Below are 22,590 nucleotides of genomic sequence, written 5' to 3'. Positions count from 1 at the left end.
AATTTTCCGTGTTGATACGCCTGACCATAGCCCTGCTGCGGCGCTTGCTTTCCGTCATTGGCCTGTTGTGGGCCATCGTGACGCTGAGCTTCATCCTGATCCATCTGGCGCCGGGTGATCCGATCCAGTCGCTTGTGGGTGAGAACGGCGGTGCGTCGCCCGAATTCATTGCCCGGATGCGGGCGGAATACGGGCTCGACCAACCGATCTTTGTGCAATACTGGCATTATCTCGCCAAGCTCTGCGTCGGCGATCTCGGCTATTCGATCCGTTTCCAGACGCCGGTCTGGGACCTGTTCGCCGAGCGCCTGCCGGCAACGCTCCTGCTCCTCGCCTCCTCGATCGTGGTGTTTTCGCTGCTCGGTACGGTGGCCGGCGTCTATTCGGCGGTCAACGAAGGCAGTTTCGGCGATATCGCGCTGCGCATCTTCGTCGTGCTCGCTTTCTCGTTGCCGGTCTTCTGGCTGGCGCAGCTGCTTATCTATGCACTGGCGGTGAAAGCCAGCGTCTTCCCGGTGATGGGCATGCGCTCGCTGTTCATCCGTGGCGGCGAGTGGACGAAGGCCGTCGATGTCGCCTGGCACTTGGTTCTGCCGGCGACCGCACTGGGGGCCTGGCATATGGCCGTCACCCAGAGATTCGTCCGCACCAGCCTGTTGCAGGTGTTGCGTGAGGATTATATTCGCACCGCCCGCGCCAAGGGGCTCGCCTCGCAGCAGGTGCTTTATCGCCATGCGCTGCGCAACGCGCTTCTGCCGGTCGTCACCATTACCGGCATTTCCTTCGGCACGATGCTGACCGGTGCGACGCTGACCGAGATGGTGTTCAACTGGCCGGGGCTCGGGCGCCTGATCCTTGATGCCGTGCTCGGCCGCGACCGGCCGCTCTTGATCGGCCTGCTGTTGATCTCCTCGGTGCTGACCATCGTCGTCGATGCCTTGACCGGGATCGTCCAGAACATGCTCGATCCGAGAACCCGCGTGGGAGGAACAGGCTGATGCGCTCCTTCCTTCACGCCCTCGAACTGCCCGGCCAGATCGGTCTCGCATTGTTCGTCCTGCTTCTGTTTTCCGGTACGGCCGCTCCGTTTCTTTTGCATGTCGATCCGATGACGACGAATTCGGCGGCGACCATGCTCGCACCGTCGTTTAGCCACTGGTTCGGCACCGACAATCTCGGTCGCGATATCTTTGCCGGCATCGTCGTCGGCGCCCGCACGGCTTTGATCGTCGGCCTCTTGTCGGTGATCTTCGCGACGATCGTCGGCCTGTTCGTCGGAGCGGTCGGCGGCTATTTCGGCGGCTTCATCGGCGAGGTTCTGGAGCGTCTCACTCAGCTCTTCATCGTCATGCCGCGGCTTTTTCTTGCCATGGCGCTCCTGTCGCTGTTCGGCACGACGATCTGGGTGGTCATCCTGACGATCGGTCTCGTCAGCTGGCCGCAGGTGGCGCGGCTTGCCCGCGTCGAGTTCCTGACGCTTCGAAAGTCCGATTTCGTCGAGGCGCTGGTTGCCGCTGGTGCCAGCCACCGGCGCATCATCCTTCGCCATCTCATCCCCAATATCCTGCCGGTGGTGATCGCCAACGCATCACTCCTGATGTCGTCGGCCATCCTGCTCGAAGCGGGCCTTGCCTTCTTCGGCCTGAGCGATGCTTCGACTGTCAGCTGGGGTTCGATGTTGAGCAATGCCCAGCAGTTTCTTCTCGTCTCATTCTGGATGCCCTTCTTTCCGGGGCTTGCGATCAGCCTGACCGGCCTCAGCCTCAATCTTCTCGGCGATGGTCTGACCAAGGCATTGAGCCCCAAGCTGCGCCGCAGTGCGCCGGCGCCGCGCGCCGCCAAAAAGAAGGCAGCCGTCGCATGAAAGGCATGCAAGTGGACCAATCGGACCAATCCCTGTCGCTCCTGTCGGAGGCCGTGCGCGGCATTACCGAGGCGGCCTCGATGAACGAACGCTACCGGCTGACGCAGTCGGTCAACCTCGTCGCCTCGCAGAACCGCATCTCGCCGCAGGCGATCGCCTGCCTGAGCTCCAGCTTCGCCGCCAAGTTCGCTTCGGGCGAGCTTGGATCGCGGGCGCATGGCGGGGCGAAGTGGCTCGATGCGATGGAAGAGATCGTCGCCTCGCTGGCGGGAAAACTGTTTCACCCGTATTTTCCCGAATACCGGCCGATGTCCGGTTCGCTTGCCAATGAAACGCTGCTGATGGCGTTTGCCAAGCCGGGCGATACGATCATCGCGCCGTCGCCGGTCGCCGGCGGTCATGCGAGTCTGCGGCCGGAAGGTTTTGCCGGCTTCATGGGTCTCAAGGTCGTCGACCTGCCGTTCAGCGATGGCGGCATGGTGATCGATCTCGAGGCGCTGCGGGCACTTGCCGAGCAGGAGCGGCCGAAGCTGACCATCATAGGCACGGCCAAGATCCTGTTCGGCTACCCGGTCGACAAGGTGGTCGAGATCGCCCGTTCCGTCGGCGCGGAGGTCATCTATGACGGTGCCCATGTGGCGGGGCTGATTGCCGGGAAATCGTTCCAGAATCCGCTCGATGCCGGCGCGCTCGCCTTTACCGGCTCGACGCAGAAGACGTTTCCCGGCCCGATCGGCGGGCTGATCGTTTCCCGCGATGCGGAGACGGCCGAGCGGGTGCGAGCGGTGACGCGGGTCAGGCTCGACAATTACCAGAACAACCGCGTTGCCGCGATGGGCGTGGTGTTTGCCGAGATGCTGACCTTCGGGCATGCGCTGACCGGGGCGGTGGTTTCGACGGCGCAGAAGCTGGCTTTGGCGCTTTGTGAAGAAGGTATCGATGTCGTCGGGCGCGAACTGGGCTTCACGCAATCGCATATGCTGCTGGCCAATACGACGCCCTTCGGCCCGGCTGCCGGGTTCCGCTCGCAGTTGGAAGCGATCGGCATCTTCACCACGGCGACGGATATCTGGCCCGAGGATGGCAAGCCACGCACGGCGCTGCGCATCGGTGCCAACGATATCGCCCGGCTGGGCTATAGCGATGACAGTATCAAGGTTCTGGCAGGGCTGATTGCCGACGTGGTGCTTTCCCGTCGCGGGGCGGATGCGGTGCGGGCCGGCGTTGTCGAGCTTGCCGACCAGTATCCGGGCATCGATCCGCGTTTTTCGCTCTGAGCGCCAATCCCCGGTAAATGCGGGGCCTGAAACAGAACATCATGCATGAAAAAGGGCCGGAAATCCGGCCCTTTCTGCATTCTGGTGTCTTGCCTTACTTGATCATCGGCAGGAGTTCGGAGACCGACTTCTTGGCGTCGCCATAGAACATGCGGGTGTTCTCCTTGTAGAAGAGCGGGTTCTCGATGCCGGAATAGCCCGTACCCTGGCCGCGCTTGGAGACGAAGACCTGCTTGGCCTTCCAGACTTCGAGCACCGGCATGCCGGCGATCGGCGAGTTCGGGTCTTCCTGGGCGGCCGGATTGACGATGTCGTTGGAGCCGATGACGATGACGACGTCGGTATTGGGGAAATCGTCGTTGATCTCGTCCATTTCCATGACGATGTCGTAGGGCACCTTGGCTTCTGCGAGCAGCACGTTCATGTGGCCCGGCAGACGGCCGGCGACCGGGTGGATGGCAAAGCGGACTTCCTTGCCGGCTGCACGCAGCTTGCGGGTCAGTTCGGAGACGGCCTGCTGCGCCTGCGCCACTGCCATGCCATAGCCCGGGACGATGATGACACTGTCGGCATCGTTCAGGGCATTGGCCACACCTTCGGCATCGATGGCGATCTGTTCGCCCTCGATTGCCATGGCCGGACCGGTCGTGCCGCCGAAGCCGCCGAGGATGACCGAGACGAAGGAACGGTTCATCGCCTTGCACATGATGTAGGAGAGGATCGCGCCGGACGAGCCGACCAATGCGCCGGTGACGATCAGAAGATCGTTGCCGAGGGTGAAGCCGATCGCTGCCGCGGCCCAGCCGGAATAGCTGTTCAGCATCGAGACGACGACCGGCATGTCGGCGCCGCCAATGCCCATGATCAGGTGATAGCCGATGAAGAAGGCGAGCAACGTCATTGCGATCAGCGTCCATGCACCGCCGCCGCCGAAATAGCAGAGCAGCAGCATGAAGGAGAGGATCGCAGCACCGGCATTCAGCACATGGCCGCCGGGCAGTTTCTTCGCCTTGCCATCGACCTTGCCGGCCAGCTTGCCGAAGGCGACGACCGAACCGGTGAAGGTGACCGCACCGATGAAGACGCCGAGAAAGACCTCGACCTTCATGATCGCAAGCTCGACCGGATCCTTGTGGGCGATGATGGCGGAGAAGCCTTCAAGCGCTGCACGGCCAGCCTCGTCCAGCCCGCCGACACGCCAGGCTTCGATATGGGCATTGTAGCCGATGAAGACGGCGGCAAGGCCGACGAAGGAGTGGAGGGCAGCGACAAGCTGCGGCATTTCCGTCATCTGCACGCGGTTGGCGACATAATAGCCGGCGATGGAACCGGCGGCGACCATGATCAGGATGATCAGGCCGATACCGAAACTGGTGGCCACGCCCGGGCCGAAGAAGGTGGCGATGACGGCGAGCGCCATGCCGATAATGCCGTACCAGACGGCGCGCTTGGCGCTCTCCTGACCGGAAAGGCCGCCGAGCGACAGGATGAAAAGAACAGCCGAAGAGATATAGGCGGCCGAAACGATACCGATCGTCATGTGAATAACCCCCTACGCACTCAAGACTTCTGGAACATGGCGAGCATGCGCCGTGTCACGAGAAAACCGCCGACGATGTTGATCGTCGCGACCAGAACCGACAGAGCGCCGAGGATGACGACCAGCCAGTTGCCCGAGCCGATCTGCAGCAGTGCACCGAGGATGACGATGCCGGAAATGGCGTTGGTGACGGCCATCAGCGGCGTATGCAGCGAATGCGAGACGTTCCAGATGACCTGGAAGCCGATGAAACAGGAGAGCACGAAGACGACGAAATGGCTCATGAAGCTCGATGGCGCATAGGCGCCAACGACGAGCAAAAGCACGGTGGCGACGGCCAGAAGAATGGCCTGGTTCTTGGTCTGCGCCTTGAAGGCTGTGACTTCCTTCGCCCGCTTTTCCTCAGGCGTCAGCTCCCTGGCCTTCTCCTTCGGCTTCTGGGCGGCAATCGCCTGGATTTTTGGCGGCGGCGGCGGGAAGGTAATCTCGCCATCCTTGGTCACGGTCGCGCCGCGGATGACGTCGTCTTCCATGTTGTGGACGACAACACCGTCCTTTGCCGGCGTCAGGTCCGTCATCATGTGACGGATATTGGTCGAATAGAGCGTCGAGGACTGGGCGGCCATGCGGCTCGGGAAGTCGGTGTAACCGATAACGATGACGCCGTTCTCCGACACCACGCGTTCGTCGGCGACGGTGAGATCGCAATTGCCGCCGCGTTCGGCGGCAAGGTCGATGATGACCGAACCCGGCTTCATCAGGGCCACCATGTCGGCGGTCCAGAGCTTTGGTGCATCACGACCGGGGATCAGTGCCGTGGTGATGACGATATCGATCTGCGGCGCCAGTTCGCGGAATTTTTCCAGCTGCTTCTCGCGGAACTCGGGAGAGGAAGGAGCGGCATAGCCACCGGTGGCGGCGCCATCCTGCTGCTGTTCCTTGAAGTCGAGGAAGACGAATTCGGCGCCCATGGATTCGATCTGTTCGGCCACTTCCGGGCGAACGTCGAAGGCATAGGTGATGGCACCGAGCGAGGTGGCGGTGCCGATCGCGGCAAGGCCTGCAACGCCGGCACCGATGACCAGGACCTTGGCCGGCGGCACCTTGCCTGCAGCCGTGACCTGGCCGGTGAAGAAGCGGCCGAAATTGTTGCCGGCCTCGATGACGGCGCGGTAGCCGGCGATGTTGGCCATCGACGACAGCGCGTCCATCTTCTGGGCACGCGAAATGCGCGGCACCATGTCCATGGCGATGACATTGGCGCCCTTGGCCTTTGCCTGTTCCAGCAGGTCCTTGTTCTGCGCCGGATAGAAGAAGGAGATCAGCGTCTTGCCGGGGCCGAGCTTGTCGACTTCGGCAACTTCCGGCGGCCGCACCTTGGCGATCACGTCAGAGCCTGCGATCAACGCATCGGCGGTCTCGACCACCGTGACCCCTGCGGCACGATAGGCCTCATCGACAAAGCCTGCCGCCTTGCCGGCTCCTGTCTCGATCAAACAGTCGTAGCCAAGCTTCTGCAAGGCCAGAGCACTGTCCGGCGTCATCCCAACGCGTGCCTCGCGGTCTGCGCGTTCTCTCAGAACCCCTATCTTCAATCGTCTCGTCCCCAGTTCATATCTTCATTGTTTCCGAAATTCGCAGGTCTCAACCCGCATAATATTCGGAGCATCAGCACGACGCTGTATCGTATCGGTCGGGATCACGCCAAGAATTTCCCGTTGGGAAGTTCATCCGCGGTTGCCGCGATATGCAGCTAGCGGCTGTTTTTGCGGGCTGACAAGGCAGGTTTGGTCGAAAACCGTCGCGAATATTCGCGTATTCGGGTTTTTATGCTGGTGAATCACGACCTTGCAGGGTCTGGCTCGCGACGATAGGTCGCGCTGTGCGGTGCCTGCCGCGCGATCGGCCGGTGCCGGTCGTTTATGTCGTTCCGGCGCTTGTCGGTGGCGTGGAGGGGCGGTCGGGATCGGCAATCAGTCTTCGGCTCACCGCTGTCAGCAGATGCGCCCGGTAGGCCACGTAACCGGACAGGTAATGCTCGACATCGTCGATGCGGACGCGGAAGGCATGGTGGCGGATGAAGAAGGAACCGAAAATGCGCGCGGGATTGCGCATGAACATCGCCATTTCCGGCCAGAAGTGGCCGTTGAGCAGGTAATGGGCGCGCTTTTCCAGCGCCTCGTCGAAGCGCGGCCGGTCGATCCGGGAAAGCAGATGGCGGTAGCGTTCATCCATATCGAGGCGCGACAGGGTATCCTGCGTGGCGAGCATCAGCTCAAGCAGGGTCGGAAATGTCGTGATGCGGTCGGCGACGAAATCGAGATGGCCGGCAACATTGTCCATGGCGAAACGGTAATAGTCCGGCCTGCGGCGATAACGGGTGAGTTCGGCGGCAGCATAGGCGAGCCAGTGATCGTGATGGCGGGCGTGGTCGTTCCGGATGAAATGGCCGAAGGCGAGCTCGACCGCTTCCAGCCAGCGCTCGTCCAGCGTCAGATCGTAGAGCCGCATCAGCGCGAAGGCCGCTTCCCCCTCGTAATAGATGGTGCGGAATTCCTCCCGCGTTTCGAGGCTCGGGAAGCTCAGCACATGGCGGAAGGCGCCGGTCCTCTTGTCCTGCATGAAGCAGATGCCGAGGGCCAGCCGTTCCATCAGTTCGTCATGCATGTCGTCGCCAAAGACACTGGCGAATTTCGTCAGCGCGAGGATCGCCACCGCATTGCCGCCGAGCTTGATCTCGCCATTGGCCTCCCTGAGGAAGGCGGCAAGCTGGCCATCCGGCAACAGGGCATGGACGATCAGGTCGCGTGTCAGGCAGGAGAGCGACTGATTGATCGCCTCGCGAAGGGTGGCGCTACGGGTCACCTCATAGGCCTCGATCATCGCATAGGTCGTGCTGGCATGGCGCAGCGTGTTGTAGGTGCCGATCACGCGGTCGAAACAGGGATGGTAGCCGTAGATGAAACGGCCATCGGGCCCGACCTGTCGCGCCAGAAATTCTGCTCCATCCGATATCAGCGCGTTGACCTTGCCGACATCGAGCAGGTCGATCACCCGGCGGCCGGCGTCCCGACCCGTCGCATGGAGGGGATAGACGGATTTGCCATCACAGAAGGCGCCGGCACCGGCAAACAGATGGATCTTTTCATAAGCGGCAAAATCTGGCGCGGATTTTTCCGGGAAGCGGTTCCTGAAATAAACGAGAAAGTTCTTCTCGTTCAATTCGGCTGCAGTACGGTGGTTGCCGCCATAGAGCATGGCATTGGCGTTGAGTTCCTGCTCCAGAAAGGCGCAATCGAAATTCTCGTCGAGCGCCAGGCCGAGGCGGAAATAGTTGCGCTTGGTGTTGTCCAGCACACGACGGAATTCGCTCCAGGTCGATGCCTCGATGGCCGATGGCCAGTCGACCCTCAGCCATCGCCGGCGGCCGGACTGGCGCTGCATGCTCTTGCGGACCGCCTGCATGCCCGTCTGCCACGCGGTTTCGAAGGACGAACCGCGTGCAATCGTCACTTCGGCGCGATCCTCGCCGTCGCTGACTGAAAAGAACAGCACGAAAGCGGGGTATGGGGCGGGCAGCCTCGTGCAGCCGGCCTCAACCAGTATCTTCAGTTCGTGCAGAAGCAGGGGCGAAATCCCGGTCATGGTCATCTCAGCGCTCCCGCATCGCCTCGCGCGCCTTGTTGAACGGCTTGATCAGGTAATCCAGAACGCTCTTCTCGCCCGTATGGATGTCGACGGTTGCGACCATGCCCGGCGAGATGGGGAATTGCTTGCCGGCGTGGTTTTCCAGCGCGTCCTTCTCGGTCTTGACGAAGACGCGGTAGTAATAGATCTGCGGATCGACCTCGTCCTGGATCGTATCGGGCGAAATGGTCACGACCTTGCCGGGAAGCCCGCCATAGATGGCGTAGTCATAGGCGGTGATCTTGACCATCGCATCCTGGTCCGGATGGATGAAGGCGATGTCGCGCGGCAGGATGCGCGCCTCGATCATCAGCTGGTCGCCGAGCGGGATGATATCCATCAGCTTGCCGTTCGGCGGCACGACGCCGCCAATGGTGGAGACCTCGATATTCTTGACGATGCCACGCACCGGAGACCGCAGCGTCAGGCGCGTGAGACTGTCGGAGCGGCCCTTGATGACGGAGGACAGCGAGGTGACATCCGCATTGGCCTTGGACAGTTCCTCGCGGGCATCGACCACGTATTTGCTGCTGGTCTCGACCTTTTTCAGCTCGAGCTCGGCCTGTTCGCGCTTGAGGCGGATGATTTCCACACTACTGGCGGCGCCCATCTTGGAAAGACCCTCGTTGACGTCGAGTTCCTGTTTCGTCAGCTTCAGTGATTCTTCGATCCATTGCAGCGTTTCGTTCAGATTGCTGCGGCGGGCCTCGTAGAGCCTCGTCTCCGAGGCGATGAGGTCGGGATAGGCTTTCAGTTCGTCAGGGAAGTTGAGCGGCGTCTGGTTGACTTCCGCGGTCAGCCTCGCGGAGCTCGCCAGGGCCGCCCGGTATTTGGCGGCGGATTCACCGACGCCGGATTCGGTGACGGTCGGATCGAGCTGGGCGATCAGCTGGCCGCGCTCGACGATCTGGTTTTCCTGCACGAAGAGCTTGGAAACGATACCGCCTTCGAGTGACTGGATGACCTGTTCCTTGCTGATCGGCACGACCTTGCCGTCGCCGGTCGAGACCTCGTCCAGCACGGCGAAATAGGACCATAAGAGGCCGACGAGAATGAAGGCGACGAAGACCTTCACCACGGTTTTCGCCTTGGAGAGACGGACCTCGTCGTCGCCGCCGAACTGCCAGCTCTCGTCGTTCAGTCTTGCGATCGACATGGCCTATTCCTCGTTCCTGACGCTGTGCAAGGTCTTGCGGGCATCCTGACCGGGCTTCTGGCCTTCGCCCTTCAGCACGCGCAAAGCCTCTTCCTTCGGTGCATCCAGCACTACCCGGCCGCCATCCAGCGCCACGACGCGCTCGACGAGATCCAGCACGCGCATGCGGTGGGTGGCGATGACGATCGTCTTGTTCTTCGACCAGGCGGCGAAACGGCGGATGAACTGCCGCTCGGTTGCCTCGTCCATCGAGGCGGTCGGCTCGTCGAGCAGCACGACGGACGGGTTGCGGATCAGCAGGCGCGAGAGCAGCAGCGCCTGCTGCTGTCCGCCGGAAAGGCCGCGACCGCCCTCGTCGATCAGGTGATCGACACCCTTGGGAAGCGCGCGGATGAATTCGTCGGCGCCGGTCATCTGCAGGGCTTCGAGCAGGGTATTCTGCGAGGCATTCTGTGCGCCGAGCAAAACGTTGTCGCGGATCGTGCCGTGGAAGAGGCGGGAATTCTGGGTAAGCAATCCGACTTCGCGCCTCAGGTCGGACGGATCGATGTGGTCGATTGCGAGATTGTCGACCAGCGCCTCGCCCGAATGGGCCTCAAGCTGGCCGGAGAGCGCCTGCAACAGGGTCGATTTGCCGGCGCCGTTCTTGCCGAGAAGGGCAATGGTCGCACCGGCCTCGATCTTGAAATCCGGCAAGGTCAGTGCCGGGCGGCCGACCGCCTCGCCATAATGGAAGATCGCCTTGCGGAAACGGTATTCGCCGAGCAGCGAGCCGACCGACAGCCGTGCCTCCGCCGGCGGATGGTCGACCGGCATCTTCATGATCGTATTGAGGCTCTGCAGGCCGATGCGGGCGTGCTGCAGGCGGCTCAAGACATGGGTGAGCTGCGCCATCGGCGCGATCATTCGCGAGCCGAGGATGGAGCAGGCAACGAGTGCGCCGGTGCTCATGTCGCCCGCCATGACGATCGGGGCGCCGAAGAAGACGATGACGGCAAAGGTGCTGGTCTGGACGCCATGGCCCCAGCCGGTCAGCGTGCTCGTAATGTCGCGCAGCTTCACCTGCGCATCGGCACTCGCGGCATTGAAGGCGTTCCATTTCTTCTGGAAGACGTCTTCGGCCTGCAGTGCCTTGATGTCCTCGATACCTTGGATCGATTCTACCAGCATGGCATTGCGCAGCGAGGATTCGCGCATGGCAAGGCTGGCATTGCGCTTGAGTTTTCTCTGCGCCAGCACGCCCGGTGCAATGAGGAGCACCAGCGCCGATGCCGGAATGACGGCAAGCCAGCCGCCGATGAAGGCGAAGAGGCCGAGGAAGAGGAAGAAGAAGGGCAGGTCGGCAATCGCCGAGACGGTGGTGGAGGTCAAGAGCTCGCGGACCTGTTCGAGATCGCGGAGCTGGGAGATGAAGGTGCCGGTCGCCTTCGGGCGCTGGCGGTTCTTAACCCTCAGCGCATGGCCATAGACCACGTCCGATATCCTGATGTCGGCGCGTTTTCCGATGACGTCGATAATGGCGGTCCGGACCTTGCGCATCATGAAGTCGAAGATCACGGCGACGCCGACACCGATGAACAGCACGACCAGCGTGTTCATCGAATTGGCCGGGATAACCCGGTCATAGACCTGCATCGAGAAGATGACACCTGCCACCGAAAGCGCGTTGGCGACGAGCGAAGCCAGCAGGACATAGGCATAGGGTCTGAGATCGCCCAAGGCGAGGTGACGGAACCAGTGATGGGTATCAGGGGCGATATAGGCATCGATCCGCTCGTCCGGTCTTGTGCGGGCGTCACGGGCCATCAGAAGATGGGTGACGAGGCCATCGAGTTCGGAGAGCGGGATCCAGGTCCAGTGACCATTGTCGCCGGCGAAGATGATCTTCGCCTCGCCGTCGTTCAGTTCGGTGATGAGGCCAATGTCGCCATAGCTGAGTTCGATTAGCAGCGGCAGGCGGCGCGCGGTAATGCCGTCTACCAGAGGTTCGACAGGTCTTGCCTCCAGCCCGAAGCGGCGGGCAAGCTTTTCGATCCGTTGAACCGGCGGGATCGCTTCCTGCATGATCGAGACGTGGCTTGCTGCGAATTTCGAATGGGCGATGCCATAGTGCTGCGCCAGCAACCCCATGATCTCGATCCAGTCTTTCGGCCGGTTGTCGGGCGGGCTGCCAGACGGAGCATCCTGCGGGTTCTGCGGGGGAAGGGCCGTGACCTTTTCCCCCCCGGTTTCCGAGGGTCTTTCCGCTGTTGCCCGCGCGCTATCCATCAGGTCAGTCCTCCATACTATACGACCGGCAGTTTATGCGTCTCGATCTCGTCGTTCTGGTTCAGGCTGTCGAAGGGATCGAGCGGTGGGGTCTCGACGGACACGTCGACCGTCGAGGCGGTATCCTCGTTGCCGTTGCCACCGACGGAGACATCGGCACTGACGCCGGCGTCGCTGCCGGCATTGACGTCGACATGGGCGGAAACCGACAGATCATCGACAAGGTTGTCGAGGCCGCTCAGGTCCACCTCGGCGCCGCCCTCGTCGAGGGTGATGCCAATGCCACCATCATGCTGAGTGCCACTGTCATCCGCTGTGGTACCCGTTGCGTTGTGGGTGGTGTCCGCGCTGGCGGTTTCCGGCTGATCGGCCGGCGTCGTGTCGGCGGTGCCACCTTGCTCGGTTGTCGAGGCATCGTCGGTCGTTGCGGCGGCTCCATCGGTCTGGTCGGTTGCGGTGGCATGGTCCGCCGATGGTCCGTCTGCGCTGGTGGTCTGCGTATCGGCGGAGGCCAAGCGGGCACTGCTCGACGAGCCGTCGTCGGTCACGTCACCACTGCCGCCATCGTCGGCGAAGGCCATGCTGACCGTGTCGTCCGAGGAGGCCATGACCGTCAGCGAGCCGTCGTCTGCCTGAACGTCGATCGTCAGATCGGCGGTCAGCGCATGACCCGTGTCGGGATCATAGACGGTGACGGTGAAGACGTCGGTGCCGCCGGTGGCATCCGTGGTATCCGGGGTGTAGGTGTAGGTCCCATCGGCATTGATGACGAGGGTGCCGTGATCGCCTTCGATCGTCACCGGGCTGCCTGCGACTGCGTGGTTGACGCCATCGAACGCGACATTCCCGACCCGCAGGTCGTCGGTGACGCCCGAGGCTGAATCACCGATGAAGTTGCCGTTCGCATTTTCACCGACGGCGACATGTGTGACCTCGGTCTGGTCAGTTGCCGTGACGGAAATTTCCCGCACCGTGCCGATGCCGAGAGTGACGCCCGGATTGGGCACAAGCGTCGCACGATACTGGCCGGCATCGAGATCGTTCAGAGTGATCGTCGCGGCCGGCGAATTGAGAAGGTTCAGCCGCAATATGCCATCGTCGACATTGTTGGTCAGATCGTCGGAACGAACCCAGGCGGAGCCGTTCCAGCGTTCGACGATGACGGAATAGTTGCTGAGCAGGCCGACATTGACGATGCCGCCGATCTCCAGCCCGAAGGATACCGTGTTGGTACCGCCCGCCAGGTTGAAGTTGACGACCGGATTGTTGGACGCGCCAAGGTTGACATTGGCCAGATTGCCGATCGAGAGCGACAGAAGCGAGGTGACTTCGCTCGTTGCCGTCGACGGCGTCGTCTCGTTCTCGCGGGTCACCGAGACATCGATGACTGCCGTGTCGCTCGCATCGGCAAGTGCGAAATCCAGGCCCGGGGCGAGAGTGGTGGTCGGATCGGATTCATTGCCTGCCGCATCGGTCAGCGTGACGCTGAGTGTCTGGCCGTCCACCTGGACGGGCGACAGGCCGACGCTGAATGTCCCGTCCGCAGCGACCGTGCCGGTGCCGATGATTGTGCCGCCGGCATTGGTGACGGTTACCGTCGTGCCGGGGTCACCTTCGCCGGTCAGTGCGCTGCCGGAGGCGTTGACGGCAAGATCCGTCGGTGCATCGGGCGGCAGGAGGTCGGGCGTGTCGGTGGTGGCCGGTGGGGAGACGTTGTTGGCCGCGTCGGTCAGCGTCACGTCCAGATCGGCACCGCTGATCTGCGCCGGGTTGAGGGTAACCGTAAAGCTGCCATCGCCCGCGACGGTCGTGCTGCCGACCTCGATGCCGGCATTGTACACTCTCACCGTGGTGCCGGGCTCGCCATTGCCGGTCAGTTCGGTGCCGAGGCCGTTGACGTCGAGATCAGTCGGGGCGAGCGGTGCCGTCAGATCGGGTGAATCGACGGTCGCAACGGCTGATGGATTGCCATCGCCGTCGGTCAGGACGACCTGGAGTTCACCGCCATCGACCTGCGAGGGCGACAGGCCGACGCTGAACGTGCCGTCCGGAGCAACGGTGCCTGTGCCGATGATGTTGCCATCCGCATCGCGGACCGTGACGGTCGAGCCCGGTTCGCCGCCGCCGCCGATCAGTGTGCCGGTGGCGTCGACTTCGAGATCCGTCGGCGGCTCGGGACCGGTGAGGTCGGGGCTGTCGATCGTGCCCGGATCGGAGGCATTGCTGTCAGCGTCGGTGAGCACGACCTGAAGCTCGCCGCCATCGACCTGTGCCGGTCCAAGGTCGATGCTGAATGTGCCATCAAGATCGACCGTGCCGGTGCCGACCGTTTCTCCGGCGGCATTGGTGACGGTCACCGTTGCTCCCGGCTCACCGTTGCCGGTCAGCACGAGGCCGTCGTCATCGATGACGAGGTTGGTCGGCGCGTCGGGGCCTACGCCATCAGAGGTGATGACCGTGCCGGGATCAGAGACATTGCCGGCCGCATCGGCCTGGGTGACCGTCAGGGTACCGCCATCCTGCTGGGCAGGATTGAGCGTGACGGTGAAGCTGCCATCCGACGCGACCGTGCCGGTGCCGACGACGATGCCGCCGGCATTTCTGACTGTGACGATCGCTCCCGCCTCGCCGTCGCCGGTGAGGGTCAAGCCATTCGCCGACACGTCGAGGTCGATCGGTGCGTCCGGCGGTGTCAGATCCGGTGAGGTGGTCGTGCCCGGATCGGATGTGTTGTTGGCTGCATCCGTCAGGGTGACGCTGACCGTGCTGCCATCATCCACCGGTGTGCCAAGAGTGATCGAGAACGTGCCGTTGGTCGCGACCGTCCCCGTACCGACGACGGTGCCGCCCGCATTGGTGATGCTGACGGTCGTCCCCGGTTCGCCACGTCCGGTCAGGACGCTGCCATCCGCATTGAGGCTGAGATTTGTCGGTGCGTCCGGGATGTCCAGGTCGGGAGAGGCGATGATGCCGGGTTGGGATGTGAGGCCCAAGCTGGTCTGGGTAACCTGCAGATTGCCACCATCGGTCTGGGCCGGATCGAGGTCGACGGTGAAGTCGCCGTTGGTGTCAACAGTCCCTGTCCCGACAATCTGCCCGGCGGCATTGCGGACCGTCACGGTGGCGTTAGCCACACCCGTTCCTGTCAATTCTTCACCGTCCAGAGAGACGGAGAGATCAATAGGTGCCGCGGGTGCATCGGGGTCCGGTGCGAGAACAGTCGTCGGATCGGATATGTTGCCGGCCGCATCTTCCAGCACAACATCCAGCTCGCCGCCATCGAGTTGCGCGGGCGTCAGAGGGATGGTGAAGGTGCCATCCGGATCAACCGTGCCGGTCCAACTGTCGCCATCGGCGTTGGTCACCGTGACGATTGCGCCAGGTTCGCCTTCGCCGGTCAAGGTTTCGCCATCGGCGGAGACCAACAGGTCAGTCGGTGCGGCTGGCGGCGCGATGTCATCGAGGCCGAGTGGTGTCGGGTCGGATATATTGCCGGCCGCATCGGTCTGGACGACGGAAATCGTACCGCCTGCGGTCTGGGCCGGGTCTAACTCAACCGTGAAGGTTCCGTCGGTATCGACGGTCGTGGTCCCCACGATGACGCCATCGGCATCGCGGACGGTGATGGTTGCTCCCGCTTCACCGGTACCGGAGAGTTCCGTCTGTTCCGGGTTGGCGACGAGATCTGCCGGCGCATCCGGTGCGGTGAGGTCCGGCGTGCCGACATTGACGGGAAGCGTCGTGTTGTCGTCGGCATCGGTCAGGGTCACCGTCAGCGTGCCGCCTTCGTCCTGTGCCGGCGTGAGTGCGACGGTGAACATGCCGTTGGCGCCGACGGTGCCTGTCCATGTCTGGGTGCCGTTGGAAACGGTGACGATCGCGCCGACTTCACCCAAGCCGGTGATCTGGCTACCGGTGGCGTTGACGCTGACATTGGTGGGCAGATCCGGTGCCGTCTCGTCGACAGAGGCGATGACGCCGGGCGTCGAGGGATTGTCATCGGCATCGGTCAGCACGACTTCGAGGTCGCCGCCATCGATCTGCGGCGGATCGAGATCGATGCTGAAGGTTCCGTCCTGATCGACCACGCCGGTGCCGACCGTGTCGCCCGCGGCATTGGTGACCGTGACGGCGGCGCCGGGCTCTCCCTCGCCGGTCAGGATCAGGCCGCCGTCCTCGACGGCAAGGTCGGTCGGAGCGGAAGGGCCGGTGAGATCCGGTGTCTCCACTGTGCCGGGCAGCGAGCTGTTTCCGGCGCCGTCCCGAAGCACGACGCTCAGATCGCCGCCATCGGCCTGAGCGGGGCTCAGACCAATGGTGAAGCTGCCGTTTGCAGCGACCGTGCCTGTGCCGACCGTCGCACCGCCCGCATTGGTGACGATCACGGTGGTGCCCGGTTCGCCGGTACCGGTGAGCACCGTGCCGCCCGCATTGACGACAAGGTCGTCCGGCTGGAGAGGATCGGTCGCATCGGGTGTGGCGACGACGACCGGATCGGAACTGTTGCCGCTTGTGTCGGTCAAGGTGACTTCAAGGTCGCCGCCATCAGCCTGGGCTGGGTCGAGCGGAATGCTGATGGCGCCGGTCGGGCCGACCATACCGGTTCCGACAATATCGCCTGCCTCGTTGGTGACGGTGACGGTCGCGCCGGGTTCACCGCTACCGGTGAGGATCGTGCCGTCGTCGTTGACATCGAGCCCGGTCGGAGTGTCCGGGCCGATGAGGTCGGGCGTGGTGACGGTGGCGGCGGGGGAGGGATTGCCCTGCGCATCCTCCAGCACGACATCGAGGTCTCCGCCATCCGCCTGCGTCGGGGTCAGGCCGATGCTGAAGGTTCCGTCGGCAGCCACCGTGCCGGTTCCGACAGTATCGCCGTTCTCGTTGGTGACGGTCACCGTCGCGCCGGGTTCGCCGCGTCCGGTCAGCACCGTGCCGGCATCGTTGACGTCGAGGTCGGCTGCCGCCGCCGGTCCGGTCGTGTCGGGAGAGACGACGCTCGTTATTGGTGAGGCATTGCCCGCCACGTCGACCTGGCGCACCTGCAGCTGGCCACCTTCATCCTGGGCGGGAACAAGATCGACGGTGAAGTTGCCGTTTCCGGCAACCGTGGCGGTGCCGATGACAACGCCGTTGGCATCACGCACCGTCACGGTTGCGCCCGCTTCGCCTGTACCGGTCAGCTCGGTGCCGTCGACGCTGACGAGGAGGTCGGCGGGGGCAGCCGGCGGCGTCAGATCAGGCGAGGGGACTGTTACCGGCGGCGAAGTGTTGTCGCCGCCATCTTCCAGCACGACCGTCAGATCGCCACCATCGATCTGGGCCGGATTGAGGGTAATGGTGAAGCTGCCGTTTCCAGCGACCGTGCCGGTGCCAACCGTGTCGCCATTCTCGTTGGTGACGGTTACCGTGGTGCCCGCCTCGCCGCGACCGGTGAGGACCGTGCCCGCGTCGTTGACGTCGAGATTGGTGGGGGCGGCCGGATCGATCAGGTCAGGTGACAGGGTGATGCCCGGCTGCGACGTGCCATTGGCATCGATCTGCACGACGCGCAATTCGCCGCCGTCGATCTGGACCGGCGAGAGCGTGATGGAGAACGTTCCGTCGCCGGCGACGATACCGGTTCCGACGGTCTGGCCGGAGGCATCGGTGACACGCACCTGGGCGCCTACCTGACCGTCGCCGGTCAACAGCGTGCCCGTCGCATCGACCTCAAGGTCGGTCGGTGCCGGCGGCGCGTCGGGGTCCGGTGCCAGCACCGTTCCGGGTGCCGAATCGTTGCCTGCGGCATCGGTCAGCACGACATCGAGTTCGCCGCCATCGGTCTGCGCCGGGTCGAGCGTGACGCTGAATGTGCCATCGGGATTGACGGTATTCTGGCCGATCACGTCGCCATCGGCATTGGTGACGGTGACCGTGGTGCCGGGTTCGCCTCGGCCGGTGAGCGTGGTGCCGTCGTCATCAATGCCCAGATTGGTCGGCATGGCCGGAGGTTGAGTGTCGTCCGGCATGATCGTCGCCGGATCGGACACATTGCCGGCCGCATCCTGCAGCACGACACCGAGTTCGCCGCCGTTCGTCTGTGCCGGGTTGAGGGCGACGGTGAACGTGCCGTCGACGCCGACCGTGCCGGTGCCGATCGTGGTGCCGTTGGCATCCGTGACGATGACCGTCGCGCCCGACTCGCCCTCGCCTGTGAGGGCCGTTCCGGCATCGTTGACGTCGAGATCGGTCGGGGCATCGGGTGCAAGAAGGTCGGGGGAGGCAATGCTGGCCGGTGCGGATGGATTGCCGTCGCTATCCTGCAATACGACGCTCAGGTCGCCGCCATCCGTCTGGGCGGGGCTGAGGGTGACCGAGAATGTGCCGCCGGCGCCTACCGTCGTCGTGCCGATGAGGAATCCATCGGCATCCCTGACCATGACCGTCGCCCCGGGTTCGCCGCGGCCAGTCAAAGCCGTGCCGTCATCGTTGACGTCGAGATTGGTGGCAGCGTCCGGACCGGTCAGGTCCGGTGCCGCTGTCGTGGCCGGCGGCGAAGTGTTGCCGGCTGCGTCTTCCAGCGTGACGGTCAGGTTGCCGCCATCCGTCTGGGCCGGGTTGAGCGTGATCGAGAAGGATCCGTTCTGCTGCACGATGCCGGTGCCGACGGGATCGCCATCGGCATTGGTGACATGCACCGTCGTTCCCGCTTCGCCGCGGCCGGTTAGGACCGTTCCGGCATCATTGGTGTCGAGATTGGTCGGGGCTGCCGGATCGATCAGGTCGGGAGAGTCTATGATGCCGGGTTGCGACGTGCCGTTGGCATCGGTCTGCACGACACGCAATTCGCCGCCGTCGATCTGGGCCGGGGCGAGCGTGATGGAGAATGTGCCGTCTGCGGCGACGATTCCGGTTCCGACCGTCTGGCCGGTCGCGTCGGTGACACGCACCTGGGCGCCGATCTGGCCCTCGCCTGTCAGGATCGTGCCGTCCGCATTGATGTCGAGATCGGTCGGGGCCGGAGGCGCGTCCGGGTCCGGGGCTAGCACCGAGCCCGGAGCAGAATCATTGCCTGCCGCATCGGTTAGGACGACTTCAAGTTCGCCGCCATCGAACTGCGCTGGGCTGAGCGTGATGGAGAATGTACCGTCTGCATCCACCGTTCCGGTGCCGACTTCCGTGCCTGCGGCATTGGTGACGACGACCGTCGTGCCGACTTCGCCATGACCGGTGAGTACCGTGCCGTCGTCATTGACACCGAGATTGGTCGGGGCTGCCGGCGGCTGAGTATCGTCGATCTCGATCGTGCCGGGATCAGACTGGTTGCCGGCTGCATCTTCCAGCACGACCTGTAATTCGCCGCCGTTCTGCTGCGCCGGATCGAGATCGATTTCGAACGTGCCATCGGATCCGACGGTGCCGGTGCCGATGGTGACACCGTCCGCATCGGTCACCGTGACCGTCGTTCCGGGTTCGCCATGGCCGGAAAGGAGCGTTCCGGAATCGGTGACTTCAAGGTCGGTCGGGGCGTCGGGCGCGATCAGGTCCGGTGCTGCCAGGGTGCCGGGATCGGAGATGTTGCCGGCCGCGTCTTCCAGTACGACCTGCAGTTCTCCGCCGTCTGTCTGGGCCGGCGCCAGCGTAATCGAGAATGTGCCGTCGGCGCCGACAATGCCCGAGCCGATCACAGTACCGGCCGCATTGGTGACGGTGACTTCCGTGCCTGCCTCGCCAAAGCCAGTCAGCGTCGTGCCGGCAGCATTGATCGACAGATTGATGGGTGCCGCTGGAGCCTCAGTGTCTGCGTCAGAGTCTGCATCGGCATCCGCGTCAGCATCTGCATCGGCATCCGCGTCCGCATCAGCGTCCGCATCCGCATCGGCGTCAGCGTCTGCATCGGCGTCAGCATCTGCATCCGCATCAGCGTCAGCGTCAGCGTCAGCATCTGCATCCGCATCCGCATCGGCGTCAGCATCTGCATCGGCGTCAGCGTCAGCGTCTGCATCCGCATCCGCGTCCGCGTCTGCATCGGCGTCAGCGTCAGCATCCGCATCGGAGTCAGAATCCGAGTCGCTGTCGTCCTTCTCACCGCCGCCAGAGCTGCCTCCGCCCATGCCGATCGCGGCTGCCCCGACGCCCAATGCCGCAGCTATTCCCAGGATGGACGCGCCGACGCCACCTCCCGCACCGGCTGCGCCCGCGCCTGCAAGCTGGTCGACGGCGCCGGCTTCACCGAATTCGAAATTGGCGAGGCCGTCGGTGTATTCACCATTCCAGACGTTGCCCTTGCCGTCGTCGAGAATGAGATCGCTACGGTTGCCGCCTTCGCCATTGTAGAAATTCTCGATCCGGATGTCCGGACCATTGCGGATGTCGATGATGAGGTCATTGCCGGCACGCGTGGTGGCTGCAATCTGATCGGGCGACAGCGATAGCCTTACGGTGCTGGCCTCGGAAAGAACGATGGTATTCCCGGAAACGGTCGTTGTTTCACCGCTTACCTTATCCAACACTACAGCGACCATCATCCTCTCCTTTTTGATGCGCCGGGCGTCATGCCCTGTTTTGGAGTGCTGCTTCCCGGTCCAGGAAGTCGCCTCTTCCCCCTCACCGATGGAGAGAGCGGATGCTCAAAAAGACGTTGTGAGCAGCACACAGGAGTGAAGGTGCTGTACTTCAGATTATCTTCAATTAGCTTCGGCTTATGTTTGTATGGAGTTGTTTAACGAAGAGTGAATCGCACGCGGCGTGTTCTTGCCGCCTGTGCCAGTGCAGCCTGACGGATCGGGTGAGGCGCATCATCCCGGCATAGTTTTTGCGACAAATTCGGAAAAACCGAAATCCCGTTAGATTTTAGGGGCCAATCTCAGGCCTGTTCCGGCAAGAGCCGCAGGGGTGTCTGAAGGTTGCGCAGAAGCCTGTGTTGAAGGCCGTGCCGGGGCTGATGCCGCATGCGTCTCGCGCATCGGCGCGGAGGTCTCGACAGGGGCCGGGTGCGACGGATCCGAGGAGAGCCCGAATGTGTCGCGCAAGCGCCCTGCGGAATAGGCGCATTCGACATTCAGCTTGTAGAGATCGAAGCGCGTGTTGATTTCGTCGAAGCGGGCGGCGTGAAGTTCCTGATCGGCGTTCAGCACGTCCAGCAGGGTGCGGGTTCCGAGATCGAGAAACTGTTTCTGATAGAGATCGCGTGTCTCGCGCATCATCGCCTGTCGCGAGCCCAGCGATTTCAGCAATATCGAGAGGCTGTTGACCTGGGCAGCGGATTCGATCCAGTTCTTCTGGGCGTCGAACTTGCCGGAGGCGATGGCGGCTTCGGAAGCCTCGGCGGCATAACGCGCGGCATTCTGGCGAGCCTTGAAGGCGCCGCCATTATAGAGATCACCCTTGACCGTCAGGCCGACCAGATAGTCGGAATCGTCGTTGCCCCATGTCTTGAACCGGCTGGTCGCCTCCATGGAAATGGTGGGAAGCATGTTTGCCCGCGCCAGCTTCACCTGTGCGTCCGCCTCCTGCTTGCGGGATCTGGCCGCGACCACGACCGGCACGGTATCCCAGTCCGGCGGCGGCCCGGCGCAGGCCTTGTTGAGAGCGGTGGGGAAGGCAGGACGCAGTTTTACGCTACTCGCCTGGCCGAGCAGGGCGTTCAGGGTGCCTTCCCAGCGCTGCTTGTCGGCGTTGATTTCGAGGGCAGTCGATTGGGCGGCCTGGATACGGGCTTCGGCCTGCAGCTTGTCGGAGCGTGTGCTGGCGCCGCGGTCCGTCCGGGCGTCGACAAGTTGGCCGATGGCCTTCACATCGTCGATCTGCTCTTTTGCGACGACCGCAAGCCTTGCATTGCGCAGCAGCTCGACCGATGCCAGCACCGTTTCCCGGATCGTATCGTCGACGGTGGCCAGAAACTCCGCCCGTCTGGTGTCGTAGGTGGCGGATTCCGCTTCGACCCGGCCGGAGACCTTGCCGAAATCGTAGATCATCTGGGAGGCCGATACATTGAGCTTGGGTGCCCACTGGCCGCTGTCGCCGGTCTGAGCGGCCAGGTCTACGCCGCCACCGACGCCGGGTAGATAACCGGACCGGGCGTCGGCAATCAGCTCCTTCTGCTGTCGGATCTTGCCCGCCGCTTCCTGGATGGCCGGATGCCAGCTCACCACACGGCGAACGGCGCTTTCGACATCCGTTACGGGCGCGGGCGTGGACATCGCGTTCGCGGGCTTGGGGGCGGGCGAGCCCTTTGCGGCAATCGATGACGTGACCTGCGGATCGGTGACAGGCTTGGCGGAGAGCTTATCCGTTGTCTTATTACAGGACGTCTGGATGATGGCGGCTGCGATCAGGACGCCGAATGTAAGGGTGCGACTTGAACGCATCTATTCTCCATAGGCCGACGATTGAAAGCTTTGGCCGGCCTACGCGATACAAGTGGCGGGAAAACGCTCCCAAGCACCTAGATTCAAAAGATATATAAGTGATTCGTGACTTATCGCAAACGGATGGGTGAAACGCGCTTATGCACGCCTTGGTGAAGGCATGGTGCAGGGCCGGCAATCGGGGCCGGATGCGGGTTTTCCAAAGCGTTGCCGCCCCCGGTTACCGCTGGCGGCATCTCGGGTCGGGCCTTTTCGAGCCATCCATTAACCATCCGTCATTCGTCGGGAGCCCCTTGCCCGGACGGTAAATTTAAGAATTTCCTACATTTCTCGATCGTTCGGTAAACTAATTCTCAAATTCTATTACAGCTTTAACCAAGGCGCCTCGGCGGATCGTAACCATCTTCGGCTTTTCTGTTTGAACTAAAATATGTTCCCGTGCTTGATGG

Annotated in this window: 10 protein-coding genes; 3 read left to right on the top strand and 7 right to left on the bottom strand. The window is 63.1% G+C overall.

What is annotated here, in order from left to right; translation table 11 throughout:
• The first annotated feature begins 8 nt into the window (after positions 1–8).
• Genes NCHU2750_RS16140 through NCHU2750_RS16130 form a run of 3 tightly spaced genes read left to right on the top strand, consistent with a single transcriptional unit; the run spans position 9 to position 3,141 of the window.
• Complete coding sequence (locus NCHU2750_RS16140; RefSeq protein WP_162939656.1) at positions 9–998, top strand: ABC transporter permease; 990 nt, start codon at positions 9–11, stop codon at positions 996–998.
• Positions 998–1,864 carry an ABC transporter permease gene (locus NCHU2750_RS16135; protein ID WP_119941443.1) on the top strand — a complete coding sequence of 289 codons (867 nt, stop codon included), beginning with the start codon at positions 998–1,000 and terminating at the stop codon, positions 1,862–1,864. Before NCHU2750_RS16140 ends, NCHU2750_RS16135 begins: the two co-directional genes overlap by 1 nt.
• The gene (locus tag NCHU2750_RS16130) at positions 1,861–3,141 is read left to right on the top strand and encodes a beta-eliminating lyase-related protein (RefSeq protein ID WP_119941442.1); all 1,281 of its coding nucleotides are present in this window, start codon (positions 1,861–1,863) and stop codon (positions 3,139–3,141) included. Before NCHU2750_RS16135 ends, NCHU2750_RS16130 begins: the two co-directional genes overlap by 4 nt.
• A 94-nt stretch (positions 3,142–3,235) precedes the next feature.
• On the opposite strand, the gene NCHU2750_RS16125 is transcribed toward NCHU2750_RS16130, so the two are convergent.
• The 7 genes from NCHU2750_RS16125 to NCHU2750_RS16095 form a co-directional block, all read right to left on the bottom strand.
• Positions 3,236–4,681 carry an NAD(P)(+) transhydrogenase (Re/Si-specific) subunit beta gene (locus NCHU2750_RS16125; RefSeq protein WP_119941441.1) on the bottom strand — a complete coding sequence of 482 codons (1,446 nt, stop codon included), beginning with the start codon at positions 4,679–4,681 and terminating at the stop codon, positions 3,236–3,238.
• Between the two features lie 20 nt (positions 4,682–4,701).
• Positions 4,702–6,276 (bottom strand): Re/Si-specific NAD(P)(+) transhydrogenase subunit alpha, encoded by a 1,575-nt coding sequence (locus NCHU2750_RS16120; RefSeq protein ID WP_119941440.1) that lies wholly within the window; start codon positions 6,274–6,276, stop codon positions 4,702–4,704.
• Between the two features lie 325 nt (positions 6,277–6,601).
• The gene (locus NCHU2750_RS16115; RefSeq protein WP_119941439.1) at positions 6,602–8,332 is read right to left on the bottom strand and encodes a hypothetical protein; all 1,731 of its coding nucleotides are present in this window, start codon (positions 8,330–8,332) and stop codon (positions 6,602–6,604) included.
• A gap of 1 nt (position 8,333) precedes the next feature.
• Positions 8,334–9,524 carry a beta-barrel domain-containing protein gene (locus NCHU2750_RS16110; RefSeq protein WP_119941438.1) on the bottom strand — a complete coding sequence of 397 codons (1,191 nt, stop codon included), beginning with the start codon at positions 9,522–9,524 and terminating at the stop codon, positions 8,334–8,336.
• Positions 9,525–9,527: 3 nt separating this feature from the next.
• A complete protein-coding gene (locus tag NCHU2750_RS16105) occupies positions 9,528–11,792 on the bottom strand; it encodes a type I secretion system permease/ATPase (protein ID WP_245480264.1) in 2,265 nt (754 codons plus the stop codon).
• 17 nt (positions 11,793–11,809) lie between these two features.
• Positions 11,810–20,299, bottom strand: coding sequence for an Ig-like domain-containing protein (locus tag NCHU2750_RS16100; RefSeq protein WP_119941437.1), 8,490 nt, complete (start codon positions 20,297–20,299; stop codon positions 11,810–11,812).
• Between the two features lie 318 nt (positions 20,300–20,617).
• Positions 20,618–22,141 (bottom strand): TolC family outer membrane protein, encoded by a 1,524-nt coding sequence (locus NCHU2750_RS16095; protein ID WP_119941436.1) that lies wholly within the window; start codon positions 22,139–22,141, stop codon positions 20,618–20,620.
• Positions 22,142–22,590 lie beyond the last annotated feature (449 nt).

Source organism: Neorhizobium sp. NCHU2750, assembly GCF_003597675.1.
Taxonomy (GTDB): domain Bacteria; phylum Pseudomonadota; class Alphaproteobacteria; order Rhizobiales; family Rhizobiaceae; genus Neorhizobium.
Note: the sequence above shows the minus strand (reverse complement) of the source record. Positions and strands in the feature narration are given on the sequence as shown.